Source organism: Proteiniphilum sp. (assembly GCF_034927365.1).
In the GTDB taxonomy this organism is placed as follows: domain Bacteria; phylum Bacteroidota; class Bacteroidia; order Bacteroidales; family Dysgonomonadaceae; genus Proteiniphilum.
Genome location: NZ_JAYFQD010000010.1, coordinates 270618 through 282843, shown reverse-complemented (window position 1 = coordinate 282843; position 12226 = coordinate 270618). Strand labels below are relative to the sequence as shown.

The window sequence follows — 12226 nt, the reverse complement described above, 5'->3', positions numbered from 1 at the left end:
CGATAGTGCCTTCGGCGATAATACGTTTCGTGTGAGAGTGGCTTTGCGCGATAATATCTTCGGTGATAGATTCTTTGGCGATAAATGTTCGGGAAAGATGTCGGGAAACGAAAATATATGGATTATCGATTCTACGTTACGGGATGGGGAACAGGCGCCCGGTGTGGTTTTTTCTCTGAAGGAGAAACTCCGTCTGGCCGGATTACTCGACGATGTGGGAATCGATGAGATCGAAGCCGGGATCCCTGCCATGGGTGAGGAGGCGATCGGTACGATTCGGCGTATTGTCCGTTTAAAGCTGGCCGCGCGTATCCTCGTGTGGAGCCGGGCGTTGCGGAAAGATATCGATCTGGCTGCCCGGACCGATGCCGATGCGATCCATATCGCTTTTCCCCTCTCCGATATCCAACTTTCAGCAATGGGGAAAGAGTGGGACTGGGTGAAAGAGAATGTGCCGGCCATGGTGGAATATGCTTCGCGTTATTTCCAATATGTGAGTGTGGGAGCGCAGGATGCCTCTCGTTGCGGTAATGAACGACTGGCCGATTTTATCGGTATGGTCGTAAAGACCAATGCCTGTCGCCTGCGCATCGCCGATACCGTTGGCACCTTGACACCGTTGGCCACGATGGAGTTGTTGCAAGGCATCCGGGACAACTGGCCCTCTCTCGATATCGATTTCCATGCCCACAATGATCTGGGGATGGCGACCGCCAACAGCATCACCGCATGGCAATCGGGTGCGAGAAGCATCAGCGTGACGGTGAACGGACTGGGTGAACGGGCCGGGAATGCTTCTCTCGAAGAGTTCCTGATGGCCGTTTCACTGCATGGTGGAGTCAGCAAGTATAATATTTCAAAACTCTATTCTTTGTGCCGCTATGTTTCGGAGATTTCGGGACGTCCCATCCCTCCCGGCAAGGCCGTCTGCGGCCAAATGGCTTTCAGCCACGAATCGGGAATTCATGCCAAGGCTACCTGCAAAAATCCGTTAGCATTTCAATTGTATAATGGTGAAGAAGTAGGGCGTGAAACCTTCAACACGCTGTTCGGCACCCATTCCGGAACAGGTGCCTTGAAATATTTGCTGGAGCAGCATCATATTTTTGTATGTGATACGGTTATATCCCTGTTAAAGAGAGAGATATGCAGGTTGTCCCGGGAAAGGCACGCAACCCTCTCTCCTTCCGAAGTTTTACGGGTGCATGGTCATCTGTTTGGGGAATATCGATGTAAGTCATAATGATTTTAAATAACGGTATATTATGTTAAAATGATATCTATTTATTAATATCTGCTTCTTTTTGATTATTTTTACGGCAAGAAAGGGGATTTTAGGTTATGTTCTGCGAAAAATATAAAAGAGATTGCTATGCCGAAACGGATTTGACATTTTTGGTGGAGATCAGCAACAACATCGCGCATAGTAAGGATATTTACAAAGATCTGGAATCGATCGCTAAAAAAATATGTGAATACCTCCATGCCCGGTATTGTATCTTTACATTGGTGGATCATTTCCAAAACCGGATCATGGTCGATTCGGCATACGGGCTTACTGATGAAGAAAAGCAAAAAGGGATTTACAAGATTGGTGAGGGGATTATTGGCGAAGTGGTCAGTACGGAGAGGCCTGTCGTTATACCGGATATCTCTCAAAGTGAAAAATTCCTGAATAAAATAGGAATTGTACCCCAAAAAGATCCGATAATGGCGTTCCTTTGTGTGCCGATCGTAGTGAAGAACGAGATCAAAGCAACCCTTAGCATCCATAAGTTACACAGGGGATTAGATGACTTCTCGGCGGAATTGAAATTCCTGAACATTATCGGTATGTTGATCGGTCGCAACATATCGATCCGTCAGAAAGAGATAGAGGAGTTGGATGAACTCCGCAAAGAGAACAAACGCCTCAAGGGGGCCAAGACTTACAAACCGGAAAATATCATCGGGAACAGCTCCCTGATGAACGATCTGTATGAACTGATCGACCGTGTCGCCCAGACAAATTCGACGGTAATGATCCGGGGTGAAAGCGGCGTAGGGAAGGAGCTGATCGCCGAGGCTATCCACGATGCCAGCCTGAGAGCAGACAAACCGTTCATCAAGGTGAACTGTTCGGCATTGCCCGAGAGTCTGATCGAAAGCGAACTGTTCGGGCATGAAAAAGGATCCTTTACCGGTGCGAATGCGACCCATATCGGCCGTTTTGAAATGGCCAACGGTGGTACGATCTTTCTGGATGAGATCGGCGATATACCGCTGACCATACAGGTCAAGTTGTTAAGGACCATCCAGCAACGGCAGATAGAACGGGTTGGTGGAAACAAGACTATCGATATCGACGTGCGTATCATCACCGCCACGAACAAGGATCTTGAGAAACTGATCGAAGAGGGTACATTCAGGGACGATTTTTATTACCGCATCAATGTCTTTCCGATTTACGTGCCTGCTTTGCGCGAGAGAAGAGCCGATATCCCCTTGTTGATCGACCATTTTATCGATAAACTCAACAAACGGAACAACACGAAAATCAAACGCATTACCAGTGGGGCGTTGGATATGTTGATGCTCTACTCGTGGCCGGGGAATATACGGGAACTGGAAAATGTGATCGAGCGGGCGATGATATTGAGCACCGATGATGTGATCCATTCCTATTGTCTGCCGCCCACGCTGCAGACCGGTTTTTCATCGGGTACCATCGACAAGGGAACGCTGACGAATGTGTTGGAGAAAGTGGAAAAACAGATGATCATGGATGCTTTGATTCTCACTCGGGGAAACATGTCGAAAGCCGCCGCACAATTAGGGATTACGGAACGGATCATGGGATTGAGGATCGATAAGTACGAAATAGTGACACAACGTTATAAACAATTGTCGAATGAATGATCATACGCCTGTGAATATACATGAATGCGACTTTACCAATGAGGCAGACCTGAAAGCGGTCGGCACATTGATGAACGCTTATATCAAGGATCAATACGGAGGAGGAGAATTGTTGGACATGTCCCGGCAATTACATCTGGTAGACGCGCTCAACGAACATCCGAAAGCCATTGTGGTATTAGCCGAGATTGATCATGTACGGTGCGGCATGGTGGTGGCGTTCGAGAATTTTTCCACCTTCAGCGTCCGTCCGATGATCAACATCCATGATGTGATCGTGCTGGAGGAATACCGCGGGAAAGGTGTCGGCAAACGGCTGATGGAGGCGGTAGAAACGATCGCGAGAGAACGTCAGTGCAGCCGGATAACGCTTGAAGTGCGGAAAGACAATGTAGTGGCACAGCGTTTGTATAAAAAGATGGGTTTTGGAGAAACAGCGCCGCCAATGCTTTACTGGCGGAAATATTTGGAATGATGGGAGAGGCGTAAAAATGGAAAAGAGGATGCATGATATGGCCCGGATGCTGGTTGCCAACGGGTATGGTTTCGGGAAATACTGGAGTGGTTATATTTTCGGAAAGACCGCCAGAGACGACCATTTCATCTACCTGTCCGACAATAGGATGGCCATCTTGTCTGCCGGGATTGATGAAGACGGTGAGAAAAGCATACTTGAAGCAGCAGATACATTGTCGCACGAACAACTGGACCGTTTCTTCATGATAGGTGATTATGATAAGGCAACACCCATAGAATGGCTGGAGAAAGAGGTCAATTTTATCCTTTTGTGTGATAAACCCGAATTGGTGAGAAACAATACCGCCTACTTTATGTGGCCCGCCGTAAAACTGAGTTTTACCGATGAGTTAAAAGAAAACAGCATTGTGGTCTACGACCGTTTTGCTCCCGCCGCGAAGATCGAAGCATTGAAGACGGAAGCGCGGGAGAAAGGAATAAGCCATCAGGTAGAATTCTGGCCCATGGTAAAGCATCTTGCGTTGACCGACCGGTTTGGCGAATTTGCCCCCAGAGTCTGCATGGAAGCTGTCGTGCAGTTTGCGAAGAAAGGGTAGTATTGTAATTCCATTCTTAATGCTATTGTGTATATTTGTGTGTTGTAGGTAAGCCTGAGAGACCAACTGCAAATAATAGATAGATGAAAAATAAAAAAGTATTACTGTTTCTTTCACAAGGATTCGAAGAATATGAAGCCGGGGTATTCACCGATATAATAGGTTGGAGTAGGGAGTTAGGAATTGAACCGGTTGATATGATCAGCACCGGACTTAGACCTGAGATTAAATGCAAATGGAATTTAATCGTTCGTCCCGAGATTGAATTTGACAGAATCAATATCGAAGATTATGACGCATTGGCAATTCCAGGTGGTTTTAAAGATTCAGGATATTATGAAGATGCCTTTGATGAGCGATTTCAGCACCTGATACGGGAGTTTGATAAAGATAAGAAAATAATTGCGGCTGTTTGTGCGGCTGCAATACCGGTTGGAAAATCTGGTGTTTTAAAGGATAGAAACGCAACCACATACGATTTATCCGACATATATGGAAGAAAATATCTTGCAGATTTGGGAGCAAATGTGCAAGATAGAGATATAGTGATTGATAAGAATATTATAACATCAACAGGGCCGGCAACAGGTTTAGATGTTGCATTTAAATTGTTGGAAATGCTGACTTCGACAAGAAATGTAGAGGAAGTAAAAAAATAAATGAGATTTACTTACAAATGACAAAAGGCCGGACCACAACACGTAATAGAGGCAAAGCAACTAATTGATAACAATCGAAAAATTATATGAAACGAGCATGAACATCATTACACCCAAGAACATGACTAAAAGCGAGTTCCATACGACACCATTGAACTTTTTCGATAAGTGAACACAGAGGAAAAACTTGTTTTTACTATGTTGAGCGTAGAAAAAGTCTAATGAAATTGAAAATAAATAATTTTAGTCGTATGAAATACACAACAATTTTACTATTAGTCGGATTTATTATGACGGCATCTTCCTGCTCTGTAAAAGATAAAAAGCAGACTATTGATATGGAAAAGATTTACGCGTGGTGTATTGTTCCTTTTGATAGTGTGAAACGATCGCCGATGGAAAGGATTAATATGCTCAAGAAGCTGGGAATAAAAAAGTATGCTTATGATTGGCGGGAGGATCACCTTGCCACGATGGCTGAAGAATTAACGCTCGCTAAACAAAACGATATAGAGGTAATTGCAGTCTGGTTATGGATAGATGAAAACTGGGATTCTGTGGGTGAGTTGAACCGGCCGAATGAAAAGGTTTTTAATATATTGGAAGAAGTCGGGTACCGGGGACAAATATGGGTAAGCTTCAATTCAAACTATTTTGCAGACATGCCCGATTCTTTAGCTGTAAAAAAAGGTGCTGAAATGATCGCTTATCTGAGTGACAGAGCAAAAGGGTTAGGTTGTAAAATAGCTTTGTACAATCATGGCGATTGGTTCGGCGAACCAGTCAATCAGGTGAAGATAATTGAGGATTTGCCTGATAAAGAGTTAGGCATAGTATATAATTTCCATCATGCCCATGATCAAATCGACGCTTTTCCTGAAATAGTGAAAACCATGATGCCATATCTCTGGTATGTCAACTTAAGCGGCCTAAGGAAAGAGGGTCCCAAGATACTCACCATAGGAGAAGGAGATCATGAAATGGGAATGATTGATTTATTAGAGGAAAATGGGTATAAAGGAGATTTTGGTATTTTAGGCCATATCGAAGATGCTGATGTAGAAACTGTACTGATGGACAATTTATCAGGTCTAAAAAAATGAATAGCACAATATAATAGCATTTTCACACGATAAACTCACTTTTCTTTTCCAATTTATTATCTTTGCACTCGTTTTATTGAAAAATTGACAGAAAAATGAAGGGAAAAAACAGGGCGGTTTTGCTTATCCATTGTCCCGATCGCCCGGGAATTTTAGCGGCAGTTACAGATTTTATCAATCAGCACCGGGGTAATATACTCTATCTCGACCAATATGTAAACCATGAAGAAAGTACTTTCTTTATGCGCGTGGAATGGGATTTGACGGACTTTCAAATTCCCAGGGAGAAAGTAGAAGATTATTTCCACACGTTGTTGGCGATTCGTTTCGATATGAACTTCCGGTTGTATTTTTCCGACGTAAAACCTCGCATGGCGATTTTTGTCTCGAAAATGTCGCACTGCATTTACGATTTGCTGGCTCGCTACGCTTCCGGCGAATGGAACGTGGAGATTCCGTTGATTATCAGTAATCATGCCGATATGGAAACTGTCGCTGAACGTTTCAGGATAGATTATCACCTTTTCCCGATAACGGGAGAGAACAAGGCTGAACAGGAAGCGAGGGAGATAGAACTGCTGAAAAAGCACAAGGTTACTTTCTGCGTGCTTGCTCGTTATATGCAAGTGCTTTCCACCGATTTCATCAGGCACTACCCCGACCGGATTATCAATATCCACCATTCTTTTCTACCCGCTTTCGCGGGGGCAAGACCTTACCACGCGGCGCACGCGCGGGGCGTAAAAATTATCGGGGCCACCAGCCATTACGTTACCGGTGATTTGGATGCGGGCCCCATTATCGAGCAGGACGTAGCCCGCATATCACACAAAGATACCATTGATGAGTTGATAAAAAAAGGACGCGATTTGGAAAAAATTGTTCTTTCGCGGGCGGTTGAAAAACATATCGACCGAAAAATTCTTTCATACAAAAACCGGACGGTAGTTTTTCAGTAGGAAATCGACCCAAAAACGACGCGTATGCCTACCTTGAACTGCCTGCCGAATTCGGGATAAATCGGGGAGACGGTGTTATAGCGGACATCGAAGATATTTTGCACCGACCCGGTCAATTCGAGATTATGTTTCGGAAAACGATATACCGCGTTGAAATCCCAGTTGAAATAATTTCCAATAGGTACCTCCTCCTTCAAAAAACGGTCGGTTTTATATTCCGAAACATATTTACCAAGCAGGTTGGCATTGCCCCTTTTTCCGGCATACGACAATCCTATATTGCCGATAAATGGTGGTTGTTTGGCATATTTGTGATAGCGTGACACATCTGTTTGGTATATTAATTTATAGGACAAATTGAGGAAGGCCGACCAATACCTTTTCCACACGGGACTGTGCCAGTTCATTTCGGCGCCATAGGTTCGCAGCGAAATATTCTTCTGGTAATAACGGACCTGTCCGTCGTCATCGTAATACGCCCGGTTCGTGAAATCGGAGGTGTTGGACTGGTCGAGCAAAAACAGCGTGAGACTGTTATTTCCCCATGCTCGGGAATCGTATTCCCACCCGAGGTCGATTCCCGTCCGGCGTTCTTTTTTTAACATGGAGGTAGTCCTGTCGTCCAGGAGTTGCAAAGCGGTCTTGTCGATGGGAAACAGGCCACTGTTCACCACTACATTGAATTTCATCTCCGGCAGGAAATGATAGGAGGCTCCCCCGCTGAAATTTGGCATAAGGGGCTGCCATTCATTTTGCACGGCTCGTGACTCGTCGCCAAAACCCTGGTTCGGGACGTAATAGTTGTAAAATTCCCGGGTAAGTTTTGCTCCCGCATGCAGGTCGACTCTTGAAAAACTATGCTGGTCCAGCAGTGCGAGTGAGTAAATTGTCTTTTTTGCCTTTCCGTGCGCGTAGTTGGCCGATTGCCCGTACATTGCCGCCACTCGGATGGTGTTGTCCGGAATGAGGCGGAGAGCCTGGAACAGGCCTATGCTTAAGATAGAATCGGGTTCGTTCAGCATTCGTGCGCGGATGATGGAGTCACCAACGACCGGCTTTCTCGTCTCGGGGTCCACGCTGTATTCATAAGCATCCGGATACAAATCCATCCGGTTCAGAATATAGGCGAATTGTAGTTCCGTGGTAGCCCTTTCGGAAACATTCATCTTCAGTCGTGCCGAAAAGATGTTATAGCGCATCGGATCGTATTCCCATATTTCCGAGAGTTGGCGTTCGGGAAGTGTCAACCCGTTGTAGTCCACCGCCTGCGTAACGAATCGCTTGCCGTAAGTATAAAAATTCTCGATGTCGAGTTCTATCAGTTTCTTATATTGGTAATTGACTTTTCCATAGAGGTTCCATAGGTTTTCGTAACTGTGCCGTCCTTCAGGGCCATCGGTACGGTCGTTGTAGAGCGAAAAAGCATAATGGAAGTCACCCCATTTGCCACCTGTCAGTACACCGGCACGCAAGCTGTTGAAAGTGCCCTGTTGCAACTCTCCCTGCAGGGTGAACTCATCGAAGCGCTTCGTTTTCAGGTTGACTACGCCATTGAGTCCGCTGTATCCGAGCAGGAGTGAGTTTCCGGAACGGACCACTTCGATGGACTCGATCATGTTTGCCGGAAGCATCGATGGAGCCTCGATCCATTGTGCCATCGGGCCGGCGCCGTTCGTCAACAACGAAACGCCATTGATGGCATAGTCGGCGGCCACATTCTGTCCGCGGATCATATAGTAATATTTTTTTCGTCGTCCTTGTTGTGCGGGAAGGCCGTTGACGGAATATTTCAAAGCGTCCCAGACGGTCGTGGCATCTATTTTTTCAATTTCCTTGCTCGTGATAGTGGTAATGGACGTTTTCCATGCTTCGGGTTCTACGGTAATATCCCTCAGCGGGGAAACTTTTCTTTTCGACTCTATGATCACTTCGTCGATCAGGATATTCTTTAATGAGTCGCCACGCATCAATGGTTTGTCTTGCGCCAAAAGGAACTGTAGATGAAGGGCAAGCAGCAACAGAAAAGAGTACTCTCGTCGTATGTTGGATCGGTGTGGTCCCATGTTTATTCCCCCGACAAGATTTGCCGCAATTGCGATGGAGTTATCTCAGTATGGTAAAATAATTTGAAATACTCGGTCAATGCCTTGCCCGAATCAAACGGTACCAGCTCCGGATAAAGGGTCTTGGCTGTCCATATCACCCCGGCGATGCAGTTGGACCCGGGTGGACGGTCGAACCAGCCGAAAGGCAATGCCGGAATCTGATAGACCTGTTTTCTTTTCAATGCGTTGATCGTTTTCCAATGCGGACTGGAGAGGATATTGTCCATCGTACTCCCTTCGGCAGGCTGATTCGTTCCTATCTTTATGCCGGAAGGCATCCCCGACCAGACCAAAACAACATCGGGATTCCATTGCATGATTTGCTCGAGCGATACCAGTGCCATGCCGTGCATTCCATTTATCTGTACCTTTGCCACGTTCACGGCATGCAGGTAATCGAGAACCTGGCTGTGGATGGATCCCGAAGGTTCGGTGTTGAGCCCTTTCAACCCTTCGGCGTAATATACCCGGGGGCGTTTGTCGACAGGCAATGCCGACGTTGCTGTCTGCAATGGAAGAATGTAGCGCTTTAGAAAATCCACTATTTGTCCCGATTTATCCGGTAAATTCAGCACGTCGCCGAGAAACCGGAATGTTTCGGGATAGTCCTCCAAACGGAAGGTGATGACGATCACTGGAATTTTCAGTTTTTTCTGCAGTTCGTCGGGGTTGAGGTTGCTTCCCGTCATATCGCCCAGGATGATGATGTCGGGGTGTTGTTTCAATATCTCTTCGATCGAACTTTCAGCGAAAACTTTATTTGTGTAGTAATCGGATGAAATGAATTTCCCTGCCACTTCATTGATCGTGAAGGTGTAGTTACAAGAGATGGTGGCATCCAATGCGAACACGGGAAGGGAGGCAAACCGGTCGGTAAAGACACGGTTGATTTCTGTCGGGATGGTTACCGTCCGCCCGGTCATATCGGTCACTTGGCGTGATCCCCTATTTTCGGCTCGGGCTGTTGACAGTGACAGTAAAAAGAGGAAAAGCCAACCGGTTATAATATGCAATGATCTCCTATCCATTTGTCTTTTGTTAGCTGAATTAAAAGTTTTCTTATTCTGCCATCGACCAGACGTGCAAATCATGTATCCGCACGCTCCGGTTGCTCAACACGCCATCGTTCACGCCGGTTCCCTTGTCGCTGATTGCCGGTGTGAATTTAAGCTGCACATTTTTTTCGTCCAGGGTGACAGTGAACAATTCTCCTTCGAGGGGATCGACAGGCCGATAGTCTCCGATGCGGGTAAAGGAGGATTGGCCTTTCACTTTTTTCCATAGTGTAATACCCCCTACATATTCCACGTTCCCCCCGTAAGATATGCTGAAGGTGATTTTCGACACCGATGGCAATTCGGACAAGACCAGTTCGGCTTCAGAGTCGTGTCCGCCGCATTCATAAAAAATCAACCCTTGCAAGGCGATATATCCGGTGCTGACTTCAGAATCTTTGGCAGATGTGCCCGCTTTGTTCCCACACACCGGATTGACCGCATAATCCTTCATCGAGTATTTCACCTGGAAACCGTCGTAAGTCTTTGTGACCGGCACATCCGGTTGGTACATGATGATGGCGGTGGTCATCTGGTCGGTCTCGCAATCACGGAATTGCTGGTTGATATAGCCCTCCCTTTTCCATGACTGGAAATTTTCATGGAAAGCCAAAGAGCCGTCGTCGGGATAGCCCCCCGTTTCGGGGGTTGTCCCATTTTCATTGGTTGCTTCGTCCTTGAACCGGTAATTGCTGTCCGCTTCGCAAGCGTGTAAGAGCAAGGAGGCGATAACCAGCACTAGCGGGAAGAAAATCCTGTCCATTCTTTTACCATCAAAAATCATCAATAGCTGAATTGTATTTAGGGTTTGCCGTTGCTCCAGATCCTTACGCCATACACCTTGGGGGTACCCGTAAATTCGGGATTGGGCGTAATCCTGAACGACACGTTCTTGTCGTTTATCCAGAAACGGAAGTATTTGCCGATGCCGGCATATTTGGTCAGTTTCGTTTCGTTGAACAATGTCCATGTTTTACCTCCGTCGGTCGACTTGTAAAAATTGTATTGCCCCGACATGCCTGTGGCGGCTATCCAGCATTCGAACAGCGACACGGAGGGAACAGCCGATATGGTGAGTGACGCATCCTCCTTGTCGAATGTCCTCGAAGCCGGGGGCAATTCAACGTATCCTTTTGTCAATCCGTATACCAGTGAAGTATCCCCGTGGTGATTGTATCCTTCAGGATAGACCGCCCCGTTCTTGATGCTGAAGGTCACCGGAAGACCCGTGTAATAGGTTTTTGTCACGTCGAATGCCACCGATTGAATTGTAACTGTAGGCACGAGGTTGGTTCCGTTTTTGCTGATCGGATCAGGATAGGGTTGTTGGTATCCCGTCATTGTCCAAGTATTAAAATATTCATCTACATATAGTACCGAGTTTTCGGGTACGCCATCGGTGTAAACCTTCAGGTCATGCAGCCGAATCAGGCCATTTGCCGCATCTTCCGAAGCAAATTTCAGCGACAGGTCTTCACCTTCGACGGCGATCGAATAGAACTCACCGTTTGCCGCGGGCTTTAAGGTGCCCACTGCCTTGTAGGCTGCCCCGCCTGCCGATTGGTAAAGCGTAATACCGGCACTTTGGCTTTCTTCGGCCGTCAAGGTAAATTGTACCACCATGGCCGTGGGGATCCCTTTAAGTTCTACGGTAGGCTGCACGTTACCGCTCCGGCTCGATTTGGGTGCGAAGACGATAAATCCTTTCGAAATGGTATGTCCGCCCGGTAAGGGACCCGCTCCCGTTTCACAGGTTGTCGATAACGCCACATCGGTGTACTCGATGAAAACCGAATCATTGTTCACGCCGTTCAAGTAAACTTCCTCCCAAGTGATCGGTTCCGTCGCAGCGATCATCCCCGATGCTGCACATTCATCGGCACCTTCGGCAAAACCATACGACAAAGCGGATATGTTCGGAAAAGCGCCTCCCGAAGTTTGAAAATCCTTGTCCACAACAAGGGCGGCTCCCAGGGGGACTGTCACATCGGTTGCCAACGTTTCTTCAGGCTCCTCGATAACGGGATCCGATTTTTCACAAGCGGTTAAGAAGATTACTGCGAAAATGACCAGTGAGAGATAGAGATAAAATTTTCCCATAACGAATAATGTATAAATGTATAATTTGATGATAACCTCAAAATAGATAACTTAAAACCGTTATAAACTCAATCTGATATAGACATAAATTGTGCCAAACTTGGTCTGATGAATATAAGTCGCATATAATGAGTATAATATAATTTTAATCGGACTAAAAATAAGCAGAAAGAGTATACATTTTTGAAGTTTAAATCCGCATTTTATACAAGAATGTAGGACATCATTCCAATACTTCTGATGGCAAACTTTTATAGATAGAATATTATGTTTG

At 46.1% G+C, this 12226-nt stretch carries 11 protein-coding genes; 7 read left to right on the top strand and 4 right to left on the bottom strand.

Features of this window, described 5'->3' with window-relative positions:
- Positions 1–31: 31 nt before the first annotated feature.
- From VB073_RS08355 to purU, 7 genes are all read left to right on the top strand, one after another.
- Complete coding sequence (locus tag VB073_RS08355; RefSeq protein ID WP_323403704.1) at positions 32–1243, top strand: homocitrate synthase; 1212 nt, start codon at positions 32–34, stop codon at positions 1241–1243.
- 98 nt (positions 1244–1341) lie between these two features.
- Positions 1342–2898, top strand: a complete 1557-nt coding sequence (locus VB073_RS08350; RefSeq protein ID WP_323403703.1) for a sigma 54-interacting transcriptional regulator — start codon at positions 1342–1344, stop codon at positions 2896–2898.
- The gene (locus VB073_RS08345) at positions 2891–3373 is read left to right on the top strand and encodes a GNAT family N-acetyltransferase (RefSeq protein ID WP_323403702.1); all 483 of its coding nucleotides are present in this window, start codon (positions 2891–2893) and stop codon (positions 3371–3373) included. The genes VB073_RS08350 and VB073_RS08345 overlap by 8 nt, the downstream gene beginning before the upstream one ends.
- Entirely contained in the window at positions 3324–3971 is a 648-nt protein-coding gene (locus VB073_RS08340) for a hypothetical protein (RefSeq protein ID WP_323403701.1), read from the top strand. Before VB073_RS08345 ends, VB073_RS08340 begins: the two co-directional genes overlap by 50 nt.
- Positions 3972–4054: 83 nt before the next feature.
- Positions 4055–4630, top strand: coding sequence for a DJ-1/PfpI family protein (locus VB073_RS08335; protein ID WP_323403700.1), 576 nt, complete (start codon positions 4055–4057; stop codon positions 4628–4630).
- 251 nt (positions 4631–4881) lie between these two features.
- Positions 4882–5733: a hypothetical protein gene (locus VB073_RS08330; protein WP_323403699.1), complete on the top strand. Its 852-nt coding sequence runs from the start codon at positions 4882–4884 to the stop codon at positions 5731–5733.
- 95 nt (positions 5734–5828) lie between these two features.
- Complete coding sequence (gene purU / locus VB073_RS08325) at positions 5829–6692, top strand: formyltetrahydrofolate deformylase (RefSeq protein WP_323403698.1); 864 nt, start codon at positions 5829–5831, stop codon at positions 6690–6692.
- Here the strand turns inward: purU and VB073_RS08320 are convergent.
- From VB073_RS08320 to VB073_RS08305, 4 genes are read right to left on the bottom strand one after another with little or no spacing between them, the layout of a single operon-like run.
- Entirely contained in the window at positions 6686–8755 is a 2070-nt protein-coding gene (locus VB073_RS08320; RefSeq protein WP_323403697.1) for a TonB-dependent receptor, read from the bottom strand. The two genes, purU and VB073_RS08320, sit on opposite strands and share 7 nt — an antisense overlap.
- 2 nt (positions 8756–8757) lie before the next feature.
- Positions 8758–9825: an ABC transporter substrate-binding protein gene (locus VB073_RS08315; RefSeq protein WP_323403696.1), complete on the bottom strand. Its 1068-nt coding sequence runs from the start codon at positions 9823–9825 to the stop codon at positions 8758–8760.
- A 31-nt stretch (positions 9826–9856) separates the two neighbouring features.
- Positions 9857–10615: a hypothetical protein gene (locus VB073_RS08310; RefSeq protein WP_323403695.1), complete on the bottom strand. Its 759-nt coding sequence runs from the start codon at positions 10613–10615 to the stop codon at positions 9857–9859.
- A 38-nt stretch (positions 10616–10653) separates the two neighbouring features.
- Positions 10654–11952, bottom strand: coding sequence for a hypothetical protein (locus VB073_RS08305; RefSeq protein WP_323403694.1), 1299 nt, complete (start codon positions 11950–11952; stop codon positions 10654–10656).
- Positions 11953–12226: the final 274 nt, after the last annotated feature.